This is a genomic window from Aquimarina sp. AD10, assembly GCF_003443715.1.
GTDB classification, from domain to species: Bacteria; Bacteroidota; Bacteroidia; order Flavobacteriales; family Flavobacteriaceae; genus Aquimarina; species Aquimarina aggregata.
Map to the genome: position 1 here is coordinate 2880632 of NZ_CP031965.1, position 21400 is coordinate 2902031.

19 protein-coding genes are annotated in these 21400 nt (G+C 30.2%); 15 read left to right on the forward strand and 4 right to left on the reverse strand.

The features are described from left to right. The first annotated feature begins 30 nt into the window (after window positions 1-30). The 11 genes from D1816_RS11975 (at window position 31) to D1816_RS12025 (ending at window position 11135) form a co-directional block, all read left to right on the forward strand. Window positions 31-2928 (forward strand): DEAD/DEAH box helicase, encoded by a 2898-nt coding sequence (locus tag D1816_RS11975; RefSeq protein ID WP_118503122.1) that lies wholly within the window; start codon window positions 31-33, stop codon window positions 2926-2928. A 79-nt stretch (window positions 2929-3007) separates the two neighbouring features. Continuing rightward, a complete protein-coding gene (locus D1816_RS11980) occupies window positions 3008-4285 on the forward strand; it encodes an amidohydrolase family protein (RefSeq protein ID WP_118503124.1) in 1278 nt (425 codons plus the stop codon). Window positions 4286-4348: 63 nt separating this feature from the next. Further along, on the forward strand, window positions 4349-4744 hold the full coding sequence (locus tag D1816_RS11985) for a RidA family protein (protein WP_118503126.1): 396 nt from the start codon (window positions 4349-4351) through the stop codon (window positions 4742-4744). A 70-nt stretch (window positions 4745-4814) separates the two neighbouring features. Further along, window positions 4815-5270, forward strand: coding sequence for a hypothetical protein (locus tag D1816_RS11990; RefSeq protein ID WP_118503128.1), 456 nt, complete (start codon window positions 4815-4817; stop codon window positions 5268-5270). A gap of 18 nt (window positions 5271-5288) precedes the next feature. Beyond that, entirely contained in the window at window positions 5289-5672 is a 384-nt protein-coding gene (locus D1816_RS11995) for a VOC family protein (protein WP_118503130.1), read from the forward strand. 92 nt (window positions 5673-5764) lie between these two features. Beyond that, window positions 5765-7225 (forward strand): serine hydrolase, encoded by a 1461-nt coding sequence (locus D1816_RS12000; RefSeq protein WP_118503132.1) that lies wholly within the window; start codon window positions 5765-5767, stop codon window positions 7223-7225. Window positions 7226-7315: 90 nt separating this feature from the next. Continuing rightward, window positions 7316-7900 (forward strand): GDP-mannose pyrophosphatase NudK, encoded by a 585-nt coding sequence (gene nudK, locus D1816_RS12005; RefSeq protein WP_118503134.1) that lies wholly within the window; start codon window positions 7316-7318, stop codon window positions 7898-7900. A gap of 13 nt (window positions 7901-7913) precedes the next feature. Then, the gene (locus D1816_RS12010; protein WP_066316939.1) at window positions 7914-8438 is read left to right on the forward strand and encodes an endonuclease V; all 525 of its coding nucleotides are present in this window, start codon (window positions 7914-7916) and stop codon (window positions 8436-8438) included. 62 nt (window positions 8439-8500) lie between these two features. Next, window positions 8501-9388 (forward strand): haloalkane dehalogenase, encoded by an 888-nt coding sequence (locus D1816_RS12015; protein WP_118503136.1) that lies wholly within the window; start codon window positions 8501-8503, stop codon window positions 9386-9388. A gap of 168 nt (window positions 9389-9556) precedes the next feature. Continuing rightward, the gene (locus D1816_RS12020; protein WP_118503138.1) at window positions 9557-10249 is read left to right on the forward strand and encodes an Ig-like domain-containing protein; all 693 of its coding nucleotides are present in this window, start codon (window positions 9557-9559) and stop codon (window positions 10247-10249) included. Window positions 10250-10271: 22 nt separating this feature from the next. Beyond that, window positions 10272-11135 (forward strand): hypothetical protein, encoded by an 864-nt coding sequence (locus tag D1816_RS12025; protein ID WP_118503140.1) that lies wholly within the window; start codon window positions 10272-10274, stop codon window positions 11133-11135. 700 nt (window positions 11136-11835) lie between these two features. Here D1816_RS12025 and fabD read toward each other — a convergent pair. From fabD to D1816_RS12040, 3 genes are all read right to left on the reverse strand, one after another. After that, a complete protein-coding gene (fabD, locus tag D1816_RS12030) occupies window positions 11836-12717 on the reverse strand; it encodes an ACP S-malonyltransferase (RefSeq protein ID WP_066316945.1) in 882 nt (293 codons plus the stop codon). Window positions 12718-12791: 74 nt separating this feature from the next. After that, a complete protein-coding gene (locus D1816_RS12035) occupies window positions 12792-13643 on the reverse strand; it encodes a fructosamine kinase family protein (RefSeq protein ID WP_158597797.1) in 852 nt (283 codons plus the stop codon). After that, window positions 13643-14581: a dihydrofolate reductase gene (locus D1816_RS12040; protein ID WP_082832518.1), complete on the reverse strand. Its 939-nt coding sequence runs from the start codon at window positions 14579-14581 to the stop codon at window positions 13643-13645. Before D1816_RS12040 ends, D1816_RS12035 begins: the two co-directional genes overlap by 1 nt. 65 nt (window positions 14582-14646) lie before the next feature. Here D1816_RS12040 and D1816_RS12045 point away from each other — a divergent pair, with 65 nt between their 5' ends. From D1816_RS12045 to D1816_RS12060, 4 genes are all read left to right on the forward strand, one after another. Further along, window positions 14647-15717, forward strand: coding sequence for an aminotransferase class V-fold PLP-dependent enzyme (locus D1816_RS12045; protein WP_118503145.1), 1071 nt, complete (start codon window positions 14647-14649; stop codon window positions 15715-15717). A 366-nt stretch (window positions 15718-16083) separates the two neighbouring features. Continuing rightward, the gene (locus D1816_RS12050; protein WP_066316950.1) at window positions 16084-16380 is read left to right on the forward strand and encodes an isoamylase early set domain-containing protein; all 297 of its coding nucleotides are present in this window, start codon (window positions 16084-16086) and stop codon (window positions 16378-16380) included. A gap of 917 nt (window positions 16381-17297) precedes the next feature. Further along, window positions 17298-18572, forward strand: coding sequence for a hypothetical protein (locus D1816_RS12055; protein WP_118503147.1), 1275 nt, complete (start codon window positions 17298-17300; stop codon window positions 18570-18572). Window positions 18573-18804: 232 nt separating this feature from the next. Continuing rightward, entirely contained in the window at window positions 18805-19206 is a 402-nt protein-coding gene (locus D1816_RS12060; RefSeq protein ID WP_066316955.1) for a response regulator, read from the forward strand. Between the two features lie 378 nt (window positions 19207-19584). On the opposite strand, the gene D1816_RS12070 is transcribed toward D1816_RS12060, so the two are convergent. Beyond that, entirely contained in the window at window positions 19585-21132 is a 1548-nt protein-coding gene (locus tag D1816_RS12070; RefSeq protein WP_118503151.1) for a hybrid sensor histidine kinase/response regulator, read from the reverse strand. Window positions 21133-21400 lie beyond the last annotated feature (268 nt).

Below are 21400 nucleotides of genomic sequence, written 5' to 3' on the forward strand. Positions count from 1 at the left end.
AATTACTAAACTTAAGCATTAAATATCTAAATGGATTCTTTTCGTATCTGTTATAATCTTACGCCTTACGATTCTCTAGGGCTACCACCTCTTCCTGAAGCATATATTGTATCTGTAAAAGATAATCTTTTAAGCTATGTTGAAAAACAAGCTACATTAAATACCTTAGACAGTTTACATATTAATTATAAGGATTCACCTCATGAGCAAATCCTTGAATTATGTGATGCATTAAAACCAATTGTTTTAGAACAACGATTTCAGCCTAAAAAAAGCAGAAAAAAGTTAAAACTAGCAGCACTATTAGAAAATCAAACGACTAAAGAACTGGTTGTTTCTTTTGTAAATAGAAAACTAGCAACATTTTATATGTTGATTAACGAAAATAAATACCCTATTTGCTATAATGCTAATAGAAAGGATCCTGCTGAAATATACAGAATTCAACATCAAGAAAAAGCATTAGAACCATTACTTAAATTCATCAAAACCGATGATGGAATCGAATACTCTTTCTCACTTAGTGATCATCAAAAAGAATACATTCCTTCTCAACATAACATTGTTATTTTATTAAATGATCCATCATGGATTATTCTCAATAAAAAAATATACCAAATCAGTAATTTAAATGCGAATAAATTAAAACCATTTTTCACAAAAGATGTGATAACTATAGCTCAAAAGCACATCAAAACATATGTTGAAAAAATCATAATTCCGGTGATCAAAAATGTCAATATATCCGCAATTGGTTTTGATGTATCCACCAAAAGTGAAATCACCGCGTACACTATAGAAATCATTCAGGATTTTATCGCAGACAAGTATGTCATAAAAGTAAGTTTTGAATATCAATCTAGTATTTTTGATTGTAATGAAACTAAAAAAACGGCCTCTCAAGTACTATTTGATGAAGGCGGACAACTACAAATTATTCAAACTAAAAGAAACACAGAAGAAGAACAAAAAATCATTGATCTATTAATAAATAAAGGACTACACCTTAACAATAATCGATTATTAGAAACTTCTTCACAAGATCCTTTTTCTATATTTGAATGGTATCGAGAGTATAAAAATCAACTTACAGAAGATGGCTTCACTTCAATTATCCCGCAAATTGAAGATAAAGATATAGTCTTAGCTTCCTACACTATTGATTTTAAAAACCAAAAAAAAAATGATTGGTTTGATATAAAGGGTATTATTACGATAGGAGATTTTAAAATTCCGTTTTCAAAATTTGTAGATAATATTAAACAAAACAATCGTATTTTTTCTATAGATGATGATACCGTTTTTTTGATTCCAGAATCCTGGATGACTAGATATAAAAAGCTAGCTAATTTTGGCAAAGTAAATGATGACACACTTATTATCAATAAAAGTAATTATACAATACTACAGGAGGTTCTTCCTCCTGAAGAAGTGGATTTAAAACCTGCTACAGAAATTGTATATACCCAATCACCTTTACTTAAAGCTACTTTACGTCCTTATCAAGAAGAAGGGGTACAATGGTTGGTAAAGCACTATAATAATCAACTAGGTGCATGTTTAGCCGATGATATGGGTTTAGGAAAAACATTACAAACTATAGCGATGCTTGTTTTTGCAAAAGAACAACTAAAACTTGTAGAAGGCACAACAAAAAATGTTAGACTAGATCTATTTGATGATCCATTAGAGGTAAAAAAATACCTTAAGGCTCTAATTATATTACCATCATCATTAATATTTAATTGGGCACAAGAAATTTTAAAATTTGCACCACATTTTAGCATTGCAAAATACACTGGAGCGACAAGAAAAGAAATAGTACCATATCTTCAAGATTATGATGTTATTTTAACTACCTATGCCACTGCTGCAAAAGACATTAAGGTTCTTGAAAAAATCAACTTCAATTACTTGATATTAGACGAGAGTCAACAAATTAAAAATAAAGAATCTAAAGTATTTACTGCAATAAATACTATTAATGTTACTCATAAAATATCATTAAGTGGTACCCCCATAGAAAATTCGTTATCTGATCTTTGGTCGCAAATGCAGTTTATTAATCCTGGAATCTTAGGAAGCTTTCCTTTTTTTAAGGAACATTTTAAAATTCCGATAGAAAAGCATAGAAATCAAGATCGTATCGAAGTACTAAAAGGTCTTATCGATCCTTTTATTTTAAGGCGTACCAAAGAACAAGTAGCCAAAGATTTACCCGCTCTTACAGAACAGATCGTTTACACCGAAATGTTACCTGCACAAGAAAAACAATATGAATCTGAAAAATCGGCAGCCCGCAATGCTTTACTTGGTATAGATACCCAAACTAATAACAAAATTCACATTCTTAACTCATTAAATAAGTTAAGACAATTAGCCAATCACCCAAAATTAGTCCTTTCTAAAACAGAGACTACATCGGGTAAATTTATAGATGTAACCAATTATATTTCCACTCTTGCAAAATCAAATAAAAAAGTACTTGTATTTAGCTCCTTTGTATCTCACCTAGAATTATACACTAACTGGTGTGATCAAGAAAATTTAAGTTACACTGTTTTAACTGGGCAAACTAAAAGTGAAGATCGGGAACAAAATGTAAAAGATTTTCAAGAGAATCAGGATATCTCTGTATTTTTCATCTCACTAAAAGCTGGTGGTGTAGGTCTTAATCTTACCAAAGCTTCATATGTTATCCTATTAGACCCATGGTGGAATCCTTTTATTGAAAAACAAGCAATAGCAAGAGCACACAGGATAGGTCAAACACAACCTGTAACGGTAACACGATTTATTACTAAAAATACTATTGAAGAGAAAATTATACAATTACAACAAAAAAAGAAAGTATTATCAAATGATATTATTGCTACCGATTCGATCCCTGATTATATCGATGAAGATTTAGAAGAATTGTTAAAATAGACCGTAATATCCTTGTGTTTTTGTTAACTCATTCAATTAGGCTATATTTAGCCTAATATAGAATTATACACTTCACACAATGCAAAAATTACACACTCTTATTTTAATATTCGCTTGTACTTTTTTCTCGCAAGCGCAGGATACGTATTTACAATGCGGAAAAATCATAGATACCAAAGCTGGAAAAATCTTAATTGAAAAAACCATAGTGGTATCGGGAAATAAAATAACAAAAATTCAGGATGGATATACTACCGGTAAAAAAGGAGATACTACTATTGATCTAAAAGGTAAAACGGTAATGCCTGGATTGATTGATATGCATGTTCATTTAGAAGAGGAAACAAACCCTAAAAAATATATACAACGATATACTGATAACGAAGCTGATATTGCTTATAACTCTGTAGAATTTGCCAAAACTACTCTAATGGCAGGATTCACAACCGTAAGAGACCTTGGCGGTAGTGGTGTTAATATCTCACTTAAAAAAGCTATCAGTAAAGGCAGAATAGATGGTCCAAGAGTTTTTACAGCTGGTAAAGCTTTAGCAACCACAGGAGGTCATGCTGATCCCACTAATGGAAGTAAGAGAATTTTAATTGGTGACCCAGGTCCTAAAGAAGGAGTAGTTAACAGTATTGGTGATGCAAAAAAAGCAGTAAGACAACGTTATAAAAATGGCGCAGATCTTATTAAGATAACCGCTACTGGTGGCGTACTTAGTGTAGCTAAAAGTAGTTCAAATCCGCAATTCACTATAGAAGAAATAAAAGCTATTTGCGAAACCGCAAAAGACTACGGTTTTCATGTTGCTGCACATGCTCATGGTGACGAAGGGATGCAACGTGCTATACTAGGAGGTGTAAAAACTATTGAACATGGTACTCTGATGAGTGAAAAAACCATGGACTTAATGAAACAACACGATGCGTATTTAGTACCAACTATTACAGCCGGAAAAGAGGTTACCGAAAAAGCCGCTATTAAGAATTACTATCCTGCCATTATTGTTCCTAAAGCTCTCGAAATTGGGCCAAAAATTCAAAACACTTTTAGTAAAGCCTATAAAAGAGGGGTCGGAATTGCTTTTGGTACTGATGCTGGAGTATATAAACATGGCCAAAACGCAAAAGAATTTGAATTTATGGTAGAAGCAGGAATGCCAGCTATAGAAGCAATACAAAGCGCTACAACAACCAATGCGAAACTTCTGAATATGCAGGATCAATTAGGACAAATTGCCATTGGTTTTCTAGCCGATATTGTTGCTGTAAATGATGATCCTATCAAAAAAATAAGCACTATGGAAAATATTGTGTTTGTAATGAAAGATGGCAAAGTTTATAAAAAATAATCTATACCAAAACTTATCCTACAAAGAAACTATCTTAAAGTATAATAATGTATACATAAGGATATGAGCAAAAAAAAATATATCACAACGGGAGAAGGACTACCTAATTGGCCCAATCCTATAAGCCATGCTGTTGTGGTTAACAATATGTGTTTTGTAAGCGGTCAATTGGCTGTTGATCCTAATGGCGATTATGTCTCTGGAACCGTTTTAGAAGAAGGCAAATTGGCATTCTCTAACTTTTTTGCAGCTTTAAAAAATGCTGGGTTTACAAAAAACGATGTCGTATTTATTGATATTGCATTTGATGATTTAAAATATTTACCAGAAATAAATAAATTATATATTGCTCTATTCCCTGAAGGTAAAAGACCAGCAAGAACTATCTATCAAGCAGAAGCTTTACCTTTTGGTGGAAAAATTAAGATTACAGGAACTGCAGTTAAAGATTTAAGTTAATGGGTTATATCGTATAAATTATATTAAAACTGATTTTAAAATTTCAAACTCCAGAAAACATAGATTAATCATGGAAAAAACCTTTAAAATATTTCATTATATAAGTTTTTTACAATATCCTTTTTTAATAATTGCTCTATATTATTGCTATAAACCACTAATCTTTGATAATCAAAACTTTGTTGAAAGTTATAATTTAGGATTGTTATTTATAGGAATTGGACTTAGTTTTACTTCGCTTGCCGACATAAAAAAAAGAACTAAACTTGGTGACAAAATATTTGGGAATCCAAAAAATGCAAAACTTTGGATTATTTATTTAGGTATACTCGTATTATCAATCTTTTCATTAGCCATTATCACAATGTTTTTTACTAAAAAGTCTGAATTAAATCAAATATCTATTGGATTGTTTGTATTGGGCATTGGAACTATTGGATTACTGCGAATGAATCTTGAAATTATCAAAACATATCAGCCAGATTGGGCTAAGCTAAAAAAACATAAAGTATTAGATAAATCATAAATTTTAAAACCTAAAAACATGAGACTAAATGCTGGAATTCTAACCACAAAACTCCAGGAAACAAAATCATTTTATATCGAACACCTAGGGTTTACTATAAAATTTGAGAACGAATTTTATCTCTTATTACATACACCAAACAAAAAAGATACAATTAGTTTTCTTTTACCCAACCATCCCACTCAACACCCTTTTTTTCACCCAGAATTTCAAGGACAAGGAATGTATTTAACGATTGAGGTCGAAAATGTTGATGAGTTTTATCATAATTTGCAGAATCAAAATATCGAAATCAAAGTTGACCTAAAAGACGAACCATGGGGTGAAAGACACTTTGCTATTGAAGATCCCAACGGTATCGGAATTGATATCGTAAAATACACAGAACCTCTAGAAAGCTAAATCCATTACTTTCAAAAAATACTTAGTAACATTTTAAAAATAGTTAGACATATAGTTACGCAACAATCATTTAATCAAAAAACCACACGATCATGAAATCTAACTTAAGTCAAACTTCAAAAAGGATATTGTGTATTGGTATCTTCTTTCAATTAATTACAATCTCTATTTCTACAGCACAAACCAAAGTAGATAAGATTGATAAGGTTATGCAACTGTACTCATCATATAACCAATTTAATGGTTCTGTTTTAGTTGCAGAAAAGGGAAAAGTAGTATATAAGAAAGGATTTGGATTAGCTAATATGGAATGGGATATTAAGAACAAACCCGATACTAAACATCGATTGGGTTCAATCACGAAACAATTCACTGCAATGTTAATTCTTCAATTAGTTGAGCAAGGAAAATTAAAATTAGATGTTCCGATCACTACTTATTTACCTAATTACACCAAAGCCACAGGGGATAAAATAACAATTCATCACTTACTTACACATACTTCTGGCATTCCAAATTATACCTCCTTTGCTGGTTTTTTTCAAAATACATCTCGCAATCCATACACCCCAGAAGAATTTGTTAACGTATTTAAAGACTCTACATTACAATTCGTACCTGGTCAAAAATTTGCCTACAGTAATTCAGGATACTTCTTACTAGGATATATCATAGAAAAAGTATCAGGTAAGACTTATGAACAAATGCTGCAAGAAAATATCTTTACTCTATTAAAAATGAACAATACAGGTTATGATCATCACCATACAATTCTAAAAAATAGAGCCGGAGCTTATCAAAAGAATGGAAATTCATATCTAAATGCTGGATTTCTAGATATGTCTATCCCTTATGCTGCCGGATCAATGTACTCTACCGTAGAAGACCTGTATTTATGGGATCAAGCATTATATACGGATAAATTAATTTCCAAAAAGAGTAAAGAGTTAATGTATACACCTTTTAAAGCAAACTATGGATATGGATGGAGTATTCGGTATCAAAAAATAGGTAAAAGCAATGATAGTATAAAAGTGATAGGTCATGGGGGAGGTATTAATGGCTTTAATACACTTATCTCTAGATATCCATCTGATCAAAATTTTGTTATACTACTCAATAATACGGGAAGAACTAATTTAGGAGAAATGACTACTGCTATCACAAATATTCTTAATAACCTTCCTTATGAAGAGCCTAAAAAATCGCTGGCATTTTCATTACTAGATATCATCAAAAAAAATGGTATCACTTCTGGTCTCGCAGAATTCAAAAAATTAAAAAAATCTGCAATTCATAAAATTGACCAAAGAGAAATGAATAGCGCAGGTTACCAATTATTACGATCAGGGAAAGTTAAAGAAGCAATCGAAATTTTTAAACTTAATGTTGATGCTTTTCCTAAATCTGGAAATGTATATGATAGCTTAGGCGAAGCATACATGACCGATGGAAATAACGAACTTGCAATTGAAAACTACAAAAAATCCGTTGAAATAGATCCAAAAAATAGTAGCGGAGCGGCTATATTAAAAAAACTTCAATCCAAATAGAAAAAAGCTCTATCAGATCTTACACATTTATCCCAAACACCTTTTCTTTTTTGTTTATTTTGTAGTCTAAATGCGATAACACATCAATTCATGTCGAATCAAAACATAAAAATTACCAAAAAAGAAATTTTATCTGATAATTGGTATACACTTCATAAAGTAACTTACGAATATCTAAACAAACAAGGACAATGGGAAACACATCAAAGAGAAGCCTATGATCGAGGAAATGGTGCAGTAATTTTATTATACAATACCAGTATCAAGAAAATAATCCTAACCAGTCAGTTTAGATTACCCACATATATTAATGGTAATACTAATGGTATGATGATCGAAGCATGTGCTGGATTATTGGATCAAGACAATCCGGAAGATTGTATTAGAAAAGAAACTGAAGAAGAAACTGGATATAAAATAGATAAAGTGCAAAAAGTATTTGAATCTTATATGTCTCCAGGTTCTGTAACAGAAGTATTGTATTTTTTTATAGCTGAATATACTAGTGACATGAAAGTTAGTGACGGTGGCGGCATTCAAGAAGAGCAAGAAAATATAGAAGTGCTTGAACTAGATTTCGAAAAAGCAATGTCAATGATGTATTCTGGTGAGATAAAAGATGCCAAAACAATTATGTTATTACAATATGCCAAAATCCACAACTTGATATCATAAATTGTTATTAATCATGATTCTAGCCCTAGACACATATTATTATAAAAATAAAGCAAAAACCGTTTGTGTGTGCTTTACTGATATTTCTAATAATCAACCCATACATATTTATTCTGAAATTATAGAAGGTGTTTCGGCATATGAACCCGGAGCTTTTTACAAGAGAGAATTACCCTGTATTCTTAGTATTTTAAAACAAGTTGATCTAAACGAAGTAACCTATATCATTGTAGATAGTTTTGTGATACTTGATGATTCAGGAAAATTTGGACTTGGCGGTCATTTATTTGAGGCTCTTGACAAAAAAATCCCCATTATAGGTGTTGCTAAATCTGGTTTTCATGCCAATAAAAATAATGTTTTAGAACTCTTGCGAGGCGAAAGTAAAAAACCATTATATATTTCTGCTATTGGAATCGAACTACAAACAGCATATATGATGATAAAATCAATGCATGGTGCATACCGAATGCCGACACTATTGCAACTCTTAGACACCAAAACAAAAGAAAATACAAAAGATTTTCTCGAAGGATAATTTTCAGGAAATTACAACTAATACGACCAAATATACAGTCCAATTATTAATCCTTTACAATTATGCAAATCTTAAAGCCAGATTTTACTCGTTTCAAATCAATTACAGATTTTCCTTATGCAGAGAATTTTGTTGATTTCGATACTCTCAAAATGCATTATATAGATGAAGGAAAAGGTGAAACAATTTTAGCATTACATGGAGAACCCACATGGTCATATTTATACAGAAAGTTCATCCCTATTTTAAAAGATTATCGATTTATTGCTCCAGATCTTATTGGTTTTGGTAAGTCTGATAAAATTGTTGGGCGCAAAAATTACAGTTTTGACTTACATTTTAGGTCTTTAGAAAATTTAATTCACAAATTAGATATAAACGATATTACTTTGGTAGTTCAAGATTGGGGAGGTATTCTTGGACTCTGTTTATTAGCAAAGTACCCTGAACGATTTAAAAGAGTAGTAGTACTAAATACTTTTCTACCTGTCGGAAAAAAAATGTCTTTCTTTTTTAAACTTTGGAGAATGTATGCTAAATACCACCCTTCCCTATCGATTGGTACTATCATACGCCAAGCCTCTTATCAAAAGATCCCTGCTGAAGTTATTAAAGCATATGAAGCACCATTCCCCAATCGTAAACATAAGGGTGGTGCAGTAGCTTTTCCTTTGTTGGTTCCCGCTACACCTAATGATCCTGCTGTAAAACCAATACAAAAAGCAAGAGATGTTCTTTCAAAATGGGATAAACCTGCTCTAGTTATGTTTTCAGATAATGACAAAGTATTGGGTGGTCTTCAAAAATTCTTTTATAAGTTGATTCCCACCGCCAATGAGCAACAAAAGATCATAATTAAAGATGCTGGACATTTTTTACAAGAAGAAAAAGGTGAAGAAATAGCTACCTATATTGATCAGTTTATAAAAGATAATTTAAAAATAACGTAGGTTTGTTTTTAAACAAATTAATAAAAACATGACATTTTTTTTGTAAGTATTAAAAGTATTTTACGACTCCTTTTCGAGTAAGAGAATTATCTAATTATCCGAATTAGGGCTCAAAAAAAATTGGAATTACGGTAATTGATTAAACATTTTGATACAAAACTAGAATTTATGAAACCTACATATATATATATTCTTCAAATTATTCTTGTATCTTTTATTTCATGCGTTGGAGAAGACATTGTAGAAGATCGTGTCGACGTAGTACTAAGGATTGATAATCCTTTAACTTCTTTAGCCATGGGAGAAACACATAAATTCGAAGCTACATATCTTAACAATATTGGACAAGAAGAAAATGTAGATTTTATTTGGTCTAGTTCTGATACCAATATTGTGGATATAAATACTTCTACAGGCTTAGCCACAGCTTTAAAGGAAGGAACTGCTATTATAAGTGTAACTACTATAGGTAATGTCGAAAATGAAATTATTCAAAGTACACTTCAAATTACAAATGAAACTATTATAGACAACCCTTCACGTTCTGGTAAAATAGTTACTACAAGTAGTTATGTTTTAACAGGTGATTTTGTGCTTGAGGCCATTTCCGATCAAAACTTAATACGACTATCTATTTCTGATAATTATAACGCTTCAACTTCACTACCTGGGTTATACATATATCTAACCAACAACCCGAATACTACTAATGGTGCTTTTGAAATCGGGCCTGTCCAAGTTTTTAATGGTTCACATTCTTATGATATTAGTGCAGATGAAGTACAACTTAATCAATATAGCCATGTATTATATTTTTGCAAGCCTTTTAATGTAAAAGTAGGAGAAGGAGAAATTAATTAAAAACCAACTACAATAAAAAAATATGAAACTAAAATATTTAGTTTTTGTTTGCCTATTATTTTCTGTTTTTCATACTGTAAATGCACAATGGGTTAAAGGGAAAAAGAAGGGGTATTACAAATTATCAGCTTGGTCATTAGTTGCTGATCAACACTATACTGATACTGGAAATATTGATCCAAATGCTACCCGAGGCCTTTTCAATTTGAGTTTTTATGGTGAATATGGCATCACAAATAAACTGGATATTATTGCATATGTTCCTTTTTTTTCTAGAACATACCAAAATGACCAAGTATCAGGTACTACTGGAGAAGTCATACTTGAAGGCGAAGATCTAAACAGTATAGGTGATAGTGATATTGGGCTTCGATATAGCATAGTACAACATAATAAACTTGCCTTATCTGCTTCATTAAAACTAGGTCTCCCTATCGGCGAAGATACAGGAGGATCTGATGGCAGCTTTCAAACTGGAGATGGTGAATTTAATCAATTATTACAATTAGATTTGGGAATACCAATTATTTTAAAAGAAATTCCTCTTTATATAAAAACTTTTTTAGGGTTTAATAATCGAACACAAAACTTTTCTGATGAATTGCATTTTGGAGGAGAAGTAGGTATTTCTTTTTGGAAAAATAAAATATGGCTAATAGGAAGACTAAGCACTGTACAATCTTTACAAAATGGTGACCGTTCTGCCCAAAGTTCGCAAGGTAGTATTTTTGCAAATAATATAGAATATACAAGTCTTGGTGGAGAAATTGCCTATTACATCACTAAAAAAATAGGTCTATCTTTTTCATACACTTCTACGATAGATGGTCGTATTGTTTATGCTAATCCAGCATTATCAGGTGGTATATTTATTGACATAAAATAAATACTAGTTTTTATTATCCTCTTTTTATATTTAACAATATTGTTTCTTTATTACAGAGAATACAGAATAATAATATAAACATCTTCTATTGCTTTAATATTTTAATGCGTTTTTCATTAAAATGCTACTTCTTTTAAGTATCTGCGAATAAATTGATTTAATATGTAATAGTACCTTATACTTCTAAAAGTATAAAAACCAAATATTAAGACATAAAATAAGAAGAAGTTTTTCATCAATACAATAGGATGAAATATTTTTTCAGAAGAATCTCTTGTAGTTTTGTTTCATCGATTATTAATACATTATTAAATAGCTGGTATCAAACTTAAAACTAATAACTATAAAAAAACTACTATGAACTTATTTAAAACAAAATTCAGATTTAACTTCAAAAACATTATTAGCATATTATCAGAGCTTCCTAAGGCTTGTAGTTATGCAATACACAGATAAAAAGGAGCATAATAGGGAAAACAATTACACATCACTTTTAAAACTTTTATTATGAACACAAAAATTAAATTAAACTATATAGTACTGGCTAATATTTGCTTGTTAGGCAGTATAGTTTCAATGATCACATTAGTTTTATTACTATTTTAAATTATTATCAAATCAATTTATTTATGAAATACAGCATAAAAAAGCCCCTAAAGGTGATGCACCGTTAGGGGTTAATTTTTACAATCTTGTTCTATTATATTGCTGCTGAAATTGTTTCCATAGATCGATCTACTTTTTTAACAAGTCCAGATAACACTTTACCAGGACCAACCTCTGTAAATGACGTCGCTCCATCATTAATCATATTCTTTATACTTTGAGTCCACTTAACAGGAGCTGTAAGCTGAGCTATCAAATTCTTTTTAATTTCTGAAGGATTCGTAACAGCTGTAGTAGTTACATTTTGGTATACAGGGCAGTTTGGTGTGTTAAAGGTAGTTGCTTCTATTGCAGCTGCCAGTTCTTCTCTTGCCGGTTCCATTAATGGGGAATGAAAAGCACCTCCTACTGGTAAAACCAAAGCTCTTCTTGCTCCTTTTTCTTTCATAACTTCGCATGCTTTTTCAATAGCATCGACCTCTCCTGATATTACCAATTGACCTGGACAATTATAATTAGCCGCTACTACTACTCCATCAATTCCTGCACATACGTTCTCTACAACTTCATCTTCTAACCCCAAGACTGCTGCCATTGTAGATGGTTTTAATTCGCAAGCTTTTTGCATAGCTAATGCTCTTTTGTACACCAATCGCAATGCGTCTTCAAAATCTAAAGTACCATTTGCTACTAATGCCGAAAATTCACCAAGAGAATGTCCTGCAACCATATTTGGTTTAAAATCTTCTCCAAGTACTTTACTAAGTATTACTGAGTGTAAAAAAATAGCAGGTTGTGTTACTTTAGTTTGTTTTAGCTCTTCTGCAGTGCCTTCAAACATAATTTTGGTGATCTCAAAACCTAATATTTCATTGGCTTTTTCAAAAAGTTCTTTGGCTATAGCTGAGTTTTCATATAAATCTAAACCCATTCCTGAAAATTGAGCTCCTTGACCAGGAAAAACATATGCATTCATGTGCTGTTTGTTTAAAATTTTCACAAAAGTAAGGATTCTAAGTTATAAAGTTTCAAAGTACATTGTTAAGGATACTATGAATACATTTTTACAATTGTTTTTACCTGTTGATAATACGAAACACCAAATAAATTGAGATGTACCAATAGGTAATACAATTGCCAAATGGGTTGTCGTATTTTCCAATTTTCTATCAAAGGATAAGTATCATGATATACTTCAAATATACGGTTATCAAATCCACCAAAAAGATGCATCATTGCAATATCCATTTCTCTTGATGCATAAGCAACAGCTGGATCAATAAGACATGGTAGTCCTTCTTCATTTATTATATAATTTCCATTCCACAAATCCCCGTGTACCAAACTCGATTTTTCAGAAGGAATTTCATTTTCTATATTCTTATAAAACATATCCAAACCTAAAAAGGCAAATCCTTTTTGTATCGCAATATTAAACTGTGGTTCTAATCTACTTACAATATAAAAATCAAAGGCTGATTTACACTTAGTATTTTTTTGAGAAAGACTTCCTATATAATTATCCTCTTCAAATCCAAAATACGGTTTAGATTCTCTATGTAGTTGGGCTAATCGTTTTCCAAACTCTTCTGAAAAGTTAGTTGTTTTTTCTCCTTTAGCGATATATGGCATCATTAAAAATGCATCATCACCCAAAGTTCCTACTTGTAACACATCAGGTATTACAAAGCAATTACAATCCCGTAGTTTTTGCAGTCCAGCAGCCTCTGCCTCAAACAATCCTGGAAATTTAGAATTACTATTCAGCTTAATAACAACTTTTTGATTTTTTGTTATTAACGCATACACAGAATTAATATCTCCTCCAGACAAGAGGTACGATTCTTTAATTTTTTCAGAAAGTAATGTTTCAAAATGGTTTATGTGTTTTGGAGATAACACTATTTTCTTTTGTAAGTCAAATATGTAAATGGGAATTGATGTCTTTCATCTTTATCATGAAATTCTTCTTTAACCAACTCCCAATGTGCAGTATCTATTTCCGGAAAAAATGCATCGGCTTCAAATTCGCCATGAACTCGTGTAAGTTCTATACAATCAGAAACTTCCATCCCTAAACGATAAATTTCTCCTCCGCCTATAATAAAAGGTTGTGGATCATTTTTTGCCGCTTCAAGAGCATCTGTTAGACTATTTACAACTACTGCTCCTTCTGCTTGAAAGTCTTTATTACGAGTAATTATAATATGTAATCTATTGGGTAAAAGTTTAGGAAAAGATTCAAATGTTTTACGCCCCATAATTATAGGATGGCCAGTTGTAATCTGTTTAAATCGCTTAAAGTCGTCAGGTAAATGCCATACAAGATCATTATCCTTTCCTAGAGCATTATTTTCTCCTGCAGCTGCAATCATTGTAATCATAGGTTTGGGTCCTTTTAATTCTTCAACAATATCGGATGTTTTTCCTTTAATGAATTCTTCTTTCTTTTTGATCAGTTCTTCTTTGGGATACATCAACTCTATATCTTTTTGAATCAATGCAATTTCTTCTTTTTGTTTAGCGACTAGGCGCTCCATTTGACGATCTGTCCATTCTTGTCCCATAAACTTGCTAAACAACCATACATTGCAAAAGTGTAAAATAAATAGAAACGCCCAACATATAATACCTATTACAAACCAATCAGTACCAAAAAAAGTAACAGTCTTACCAAAACCAAAAACTAAATTTAATACAGCCATAAAAACCGCTCCTATTACAAAAACAACAAAATGCTGAAACAATCTTTTCTTTTGTAATATTCTTTTTCGTGCGTGCTCATAGAGCTCACGTTGTTGCGGATCAATTTGTGGAATTTCTTTTCTTCTTGAAAACATATTAATGCTAACTTAGTATCGGCTAGTAAAGATATAGTTTTTAACAAAAAGCCCTAAAATTACTTATGAAGAATTTAAGAAAAGAATTTCCTGTATTATCACAATATACATATCTCAACACTGCTTCTTCTGGATTACTTTATGATTCATTATTAGATAAAAGACAAGAACATGATTTAGACTTTCTTATTGGTGGGAGTATTTTTAGGAATTCGCAACAAGAATTTTTAAATAGTGTTCGCACAACTATTGCTAATTTTTTTGATGCCTCTGCTAACAATACCATATTAACTCCCAACTTTTCGCTTGCCTTTAATACGCTCTTAAATGGACTTGAAAAAGATAAAAAAGTACTTTTATTAGATGAAGATTACCCTTCAATCAACTTTTCGGTACAAAGCAAAGGTTTTGAAGTTTGTTTTGCAAAAGTAGATGCTAGTCTAGAACAAAATATTGAAAAAGCAATACAGAAAAACAAACCCGATATTTTTGCATTTAGCCTTGTACAATATATAAATGGTATCGCTATAGATCTCGAATTCGTAACAGCACTCAAAACCAAATACCCTGATATTCTATTTGTTGCAGATGCAACACAATTTTGTGGAACTAAGAATTTCAATTTTAAAGACTCACAAATAGACATTCTTGGATGTAGTGGCTATAAATGGCTATTGGGAGGTTACGGTAATGGTTTTATGTTATTTAAAGATTCTGTATTAGATCACTTAACACCAGTATCCTACAAAAAAACTGCTCTAGAAGTTGACTACGACCCATCATACACTAATCTACAGGCTAGATTTGAATGTGGTCATTTGGATACTTATAACTTTGGAAGCTTAAAAAATTCGTTAGATTTTTTATCTAAAGTTGGGATAAAGACGATTGAACATACAATCCAGGAATTAACCAGTTTTGCCAAAGAAGAATTTGCTAAGTTAAATCTTTTAGAGCGTTCTGTTTTGCAAAGAGAAAAGCACAGTTCTATTTTTAACCTAAATACAAACGAAAAAGTGTTTAACCATCTAAATGAGCGCAACATTGTTACTTCTTTGAGAGGAACAGGGGTTCGAATAAGTTTGCATTTTTACAATACTATTGAAGATCTTGAAGTGCTATTAAAAAATCTCTAAAATCAAATCAATTAAACACCTTTATTTTATATTCTAATTCTAACCAAAGGGCGTCTATCTTAAAAAACTTCATCACAAAACTTAATCTTTACAACTACTTTTAAAAGGACTAAGTTACTATCTACTAAACTAATATGGCTCTGATTATCTCAAAATAGAGGTTTTTGACTTTCTTTAAAAAGTACTCTAAGGTCATACAATGAATGCTATAAGGTTTTTTATCCCTTAACTACATCGTTATCGTCAATATCTTTATGTTAAATGTTAATTAAATTACTGAAAATCTGAAAGTTCAAACTTTTCAGGTTTGAAGTTTTATAGTAACTTAACATCTAATTATTAACCAATATTTAATCTTAAAATAGAATTATGATTACCAAACAATACTTAAAGTCTAAACCAATTTGTAAAGTCACTTTTATTGTTCCTGCCAAAGAAGCTGATAATGTAAGTGTCGCTGGAGAGTTTAATGAATGGGACACTAAAGCTACAGTTCTCAAAAAACTCAAAAACGGAAATTTTAAGGGAACCATTAACCTTCCTAAAGATAATCAGTTTGAATTCAAATATGTTGTAGATGGTGAATGGACAAACGAAGCTGAAGCTGACGGTTATCAATGGAACGATTTTGCATCTGCCGACAATAGTGTACTTGTATTATAAAACATAAATCGTTGGGGTTGTATTGCGCTCTACAACCTCAACATCTTTATTTACAAACTCTTTTTGATTTATACCACCCCTTTGTTTAAATCTACTTGAAAAGACGACACTGATTGTTCTTTTTTAAAATCTTTTCTATAGGTTAGAATTGAATTTATTTTCAAACCCAGTTATGACTATACCATATGTCTAAACATTAAGCTACAAATTGAAATCATTTTAGGTTCATCTAAAATATCTAAACCTAGTTAATTGTAGATTATCTCTTAAACTAATTTTCATTTTTTCTCTATTATAATTTAAAAGCTTTACCATGATTTATTTGAGTCTAATCATAAAAAAATAAAGGTAAAGTCCTAAAAATCAAATTTTAACACATCATTTCATTTAAAATAATTAGCCTTAAGCTGGTTATTTGATGTTCTTTTTAAAGTCAATTCGATGAAATACACTCTTTTTCGATTAAAAACACGGTTAAAATGTTAATTTTTCACATTTTAAGCCATAAATTTTAAATATTAAATTTCAAATATTTCCTAAAAAATAAAAGTCAATATTCTTAAAATCAATGCCTTACAACAATAAGTGTTTTAAACACACATTCCTGAGAGTCAATTTTTTATGGTAAAACAGTACTTTTTTTGTATTTAAAAAGTTTTTGATGCTCGTTGTGTGCAATTACATTTGACTATAACAAATTACTAACCACTATTAATGGTTACAAAATGTATAAATAGTGTTTTTTACAACAAACACTTATTAATTAAATTATTGAATAAATGGTAAACACATAATTATAATATTATGATATTCTATGCTATTTAATAATGTAAGATATACATAAAATCTCTAGTTCTTTAAAACAGCTAGAATAAAAAAAACTAAAAACAATTAAGAAAATATTTAAGCTATCAAACATGAAAAAAACCACACTATTCATCTTGTTTTTCTTGTGTATCTCTGGGACATACTGCCAATCAAAACTATATACTTTAAACTTAACATATCCCGATGAAGTTTTAAGTGAGTTCGAATATACCCCCGTACTATATGAGGTACATAAAAAAGATTTGACAAATGTTTTTATTGAAAAATCTATGAATAAGAATAATGTATATAACTCATTGCAAAAAAAGATTTTAAATCTAAAAGAAGAAAGTATAACCATACGTAATGCATATGAAAAAGCACTCATCAAGCACAAAAAAACAAATCTAATTAGTGCTTATATTAAAATTTTCGAGAATTCAAATGCTCCTATAGATATTAGAAAAGAGGAGCTGATTAAAGCTCAAAAAATTGCAGATAATTACAATATAGATATTTTCGTATATGCCGACGATAATACTGCACCGGACAAAAAAAATGGTTTAGATATAATAAAGAATAACCCACTTCATTTTAATAATTATTTAAAAAATGAGGTGCTATCAATTACCAAAAATAATCCTAAACCAAAGCCTTACCACAAAACAATTGATCAAAGAATCAATATGTTAAGAAATAAAGCAAAAATGATAAAAAAGAACAAAACAATTGCTTTATTAAAAGATAGAATCGAAAATGAAAAAAGTTTTCTTTTAGGCGATAGAGCAAACAATAACAACTTATCAGGTGTTTTTGAAAAAATAGGAAACTATCAAGTTATTAGTAATGATTATGGTCCGTTTTTTAAAAATGAACTAATTCAAGATAGCATTATTAAAAAATTTAATATACCGAAAAATCATATAGTATTTCAGGAAACTACGACTCTTATTATCCATAGTAAAAGCAAAAAATATTACTTAGTAGCACATGATTTTTTAAAAAAAGTTAATCATACACCCTATCTAGAACAAGTCGTATATACCAATAAAATCAAAAATAACAATACGGTAAATCAAACAAACACTATAGAATATTCTTTAAAAGAATATGAGTCCATGATCACAGAATGTAAAAAATTGACAATGAAACTCATAGCTCATAAAGAAATTGCTCAAAAAGGCAATATGACTAAAACTCAATTTAAGAACTGGAAAAAAGATCTGGTAGAAGCTAAACTTCTGAATTATCGTATTTACGAATTTACATCGGCATATAAACATTTTAATTACCCTTTAAGTAAATATGTGAATAAAGAAGTCTTAAACAACTACAATTATTTTTCTGAGATACTAACTAACAGCAGTAAACATGTAGCTTTATGATGATTATCTAAAATTCTACATACTAACAATTCAATAAAAAATTTATTTAACCTTTTAAACAAAAAAATATGAAACTATTTTACGGAATTATGATCGTTGATCTAAAAAAAATTAAAGAATTTATCAAAACATTACCAGCGGCTAGTAGTAATGCGATACATCGATAACATTTTTAGTTATTGCATTTATAACAATTACATCTATTTAACAAATAAGTTAACCCCTAGAAAAAATGAAGAACCCCTTAAAACATATTTTATTGGTCGATGATAGTCCAGCAACTAATTTCTTTAATGAAACAGTAATCAAAAAATGTGATCTAACACAAAATATTAGTGTTGCTCTAAATGGTGCTGAAGCTCTTACTTTTTTTGATGAAACAAAAAGTACATTAAGTACTCCTGAAATCATCTTTTTAGATATTAATATGCCCATTATGAATGGATGGGAATTCTTAGATAATTATAAAAAATTGAACATTAAAAACTCGATTGTGATCCTAATGATTGGATCCAATTTACAACCTAATGACAAAGAAAAACTTAAGAATTACCATTTTATAAAGGGGGATAGTCAAAAAATGTTGAACAAAGAATTTTTGTACAACATCGTTAACGAACACTTTGATTTATAAGAACTACGACTTAATCAGTTACTGAGAAAAAAATACAACTCTATTACAGTAATATTTCTCATTATTAGTCTATAAATTCAATTAAGATAATTACGCAATGTTTAACCTAAAAAAACGCATAGATATAAAAAAAATTACACTGTTTTGATCAAGAAGTATAAGCCTATGAATTTTGCCAGACCATCATTTACTGACTAGTAATAACACTATACATTGGCAAATCCTGACGCTACTACAGAAGATATGCATGCAATTTTATCATTACATGCTAACACAAAAGATATCCTAAAAAACAATTTTATTAATGTTTTTTTAGGGTATCTTTTTTATAATCACAAACCCTTATATGGCAAACACTTAAACATAATCATTAGCATATTAGCTATTATTTTGTGATATCTGTTTATAAATTTTATTAAGGAGATCTTCTTGTGAAAAAGGTTTATTGATAAAGTCATTCATTCCTGATTTAAGGCATTTTTCTTTTTCCCCATCAGCATTTTGAGCCGTAAAACCAATTATGGGAGTGTTAGAGATAGTTTTGTCATCATAACTTTCTCGAATTAGACGGGTCGTTTCATAACCGTTCATTGGAAACATCATAAGATCCATTAGCACAACATCATACTTTCTTTTTTCAATGTACTTAATGGCTTCTTTCCCATTCATTGCGGCATCCACAAAAAACATCCCTTTAGAAATTAATAATTTCATAATTAAAAACTGATTAACCTCTTTATCTTCTACTAATAAAACTCTAAATTTTCTCCCCAAGTCGGGAAGCGTATATTTTTTTCCCTTTCCTTCGTCCTTTTTTTTCTTTAAAATTTTAAATACAAAAGGAAGATTAAGGCTAAAGGTACTACCTTCATCAATCTTACTACTAACTTTTATATCTCCACCCATAAGTTCGACTAGGTTCTTAACGATAGTTAAACCTAATCCCGTACCTGTAACTTGTTTATCTTCATGAAAGCGCGTAAATCTATCAAAAACAGACTTAAGATTTTCTGCAGTAATACCTTGTCCCGAATCTGACACAGAAAAATTAACACTCAGGTTACCAGCTCTTTGATAGTTCTGGGTGACTTTTAAACTTACTTTACCCTGTTTTGTATATCGAAATGCATTATTAAGAAGATTAATTAGTATTTGTTGAACTCTAACACGATCACCAATAAGTTCTGATGTAATATTTTCATCTAGGTAAACATCTAATTCAATATTTTTTTCTTCTGCCAGATATCGATACTTTTTTTCAAGATCCCGAATAAGCTTTACAAAATCAAAATTTTCTTTTTTAATTTCGAGTAGACCAGCTTCAATTTTAGAAACATTAAGCATATCGGTAACAATCGCATCAAGTTGTTTACTTTCTCGTTTTATAATGTTAATCAATTCTTCTTGATCAAAATTAAGTGAAGTTTTTTCTAAGATTTCTGTAAAACCAAGGATTCCCGTTAGAGGAGTTTTAATTTGGTGATTGATATTAGCAATAAGACTATTTTTGAATTCTTCTTTTTTTAATAAAAACTCATGTTTCAATTCAAGTTCTTTATTCTTAAAAAGTATATCATTTTTTTGCTGTGCTATTTTCGTAAGTTCTTTATATTTTGAAGTATACTCAAAAATTACAATGATTATTTCTGTAGGATCAAAACAGATGGTTACATCACATATTTTAGTTTCAGATGGTTCTTCAAAATGCACACAAGAAAAAGTGTATTCTTGATTATTTTGATTGGAGTTTTCTAATAAATCATGAATGATTTCAAAAAAAGGATGTGCCTCAAAAATAGAGCTTCCCTCTTTCCAATTAAACAAAATATGATCTGTTTTTTTTATGATTCCGTCAAAAGCAACTACCAAAAATTGCATATTGTTTTGAAATCTTAAACGATATTTTTGACTTAGTGTATCTACCATTTCACTTCAGGTTAGCATTTACGCTATATAAAGTAATATATTATAATATTGAAAAATGTTATTGAATAATTAATGGGATGTCTTAATCCTTTGTTTCTGAATCCTGTCTCTTTTTATATCCTCCTGCACTCTCTAATGCAAATAAATTAAATCTTCGACATTTTTATTATTATAATTCGTTGTGAGTAAACATGTTCTTTGTATGAAGATAATATTTTTCTAATTATTATCCAATTGATTATACTATTCTAAAAACTGTGAATGCCAG

Coding starts and splice junctions, on each gene's coding strand:
- D1816_RS12060 (WP_066316955.1), top strand. CDS start 18,805: ATGAAGAACCCCTTAAAACATATTTTATTGGTCGATGATAGTCCAGCA.
- D1816_RS11990 (WP_118503128.1), top strand. CDS start 4,815: ATGGAAAAAACCTTTAAAATATTTCATTATATAAGTTTTTTACAATAT.
- D1816_RS11980 (WP_118503124.1), top strand. CDS start 3,008: ATGCAAAAATTACACACTCTTATTTTAATATTCGCTTGTACTTTTTTC.
- D1816_RS11995 (WP_118503130.1), top strand. CDS start 5,289: ATGAGACTAAATGCTGGAATTCTAACCACAAAACTCCAGGAAACAAAA.
- D1816_RS12055 (WP_118503147.1), top strand. CDS start 17,298: ATGAAAAAAACCACACTATTCATCTTGTTTTTCTTGTGTATCTCTGGG.
- D1816_RS12015 (WP_118503136.1), top strand. CDS start 8,501: ATGCAAATCTTAAAGCCAGATTTTACTCGTTTCAAATCAATTACAGAT.
- D1816_RS12000 (WP_118503132.1), top strand. CDS start 5,765: ATGAAATCTAACTTAAGTCAAACTTCAAAAAGGATATTGTGTATTGGT.
- D1816_RS12025 (WP_118503140.1), top strand. CDS start 10,272: ATGAAACTAAAATATTTAGTTTTTGTTTGCCTATTATTTTCTGTTTTT.
- nudK (WP_118503134.1), top strand. CDS start 7,316: ATGTCGAATCAAAACATAAAAATTACCAAAAAAGAAATTTTATCTGAT.
- D1816_RS12070 (WP_118503151.1), bottom strand. CDS start 21,132: ATGGTAGATACACTAAGTCAAAAATATCGTTTAAGATTTCAAAACAAT.
- D1816_RS12045 (WP_118503145.1), top strand. CDS start 14,647: ATGAAGAATTTAAGAAAAGAATTTCCTGTATTATCACAATATACATAT.
- D1816_RS12010 (WP_066316939.1), top strand. CDS start 7,914: ATGATTCTAGCCCTAGACACATATTATTATAAAAATAAAGCAAAAACC.
- D1816_RS12020 (WP_118503138.1), top strand. CDS start 9,557: ATGAAACCTACATATATATATATTCTTCAAATTATTCTTGTATCTTTT.
- D1816_RS11985 (WP_118503126.1), top strand. CDS start 4,349: ATGAGCAAAAAAAAATATATCACAACGGGAGAAGGACTACCTAATTGG.
- D1816_RS11975 (WP_118503122.1), top strand. CDS start 31: ATGGATTCTTTTCGTATCTGTTATAATCTTACGCCTTACGATTCTCTA.
- D1816_RS12040 (WP_082832518.1), bottom strand. CDS start 14,581: ATGTTTTCAAGAAGAAAAGAAATTCCACAAATTGATCCGCAACAACGT.
- fabD (WP_066316945.1), bottom strand. CDS start 12,717: ATGAATGCATATGTTTTTCCTGGTCAAGGAGCTCAATTTTCAGGAATG.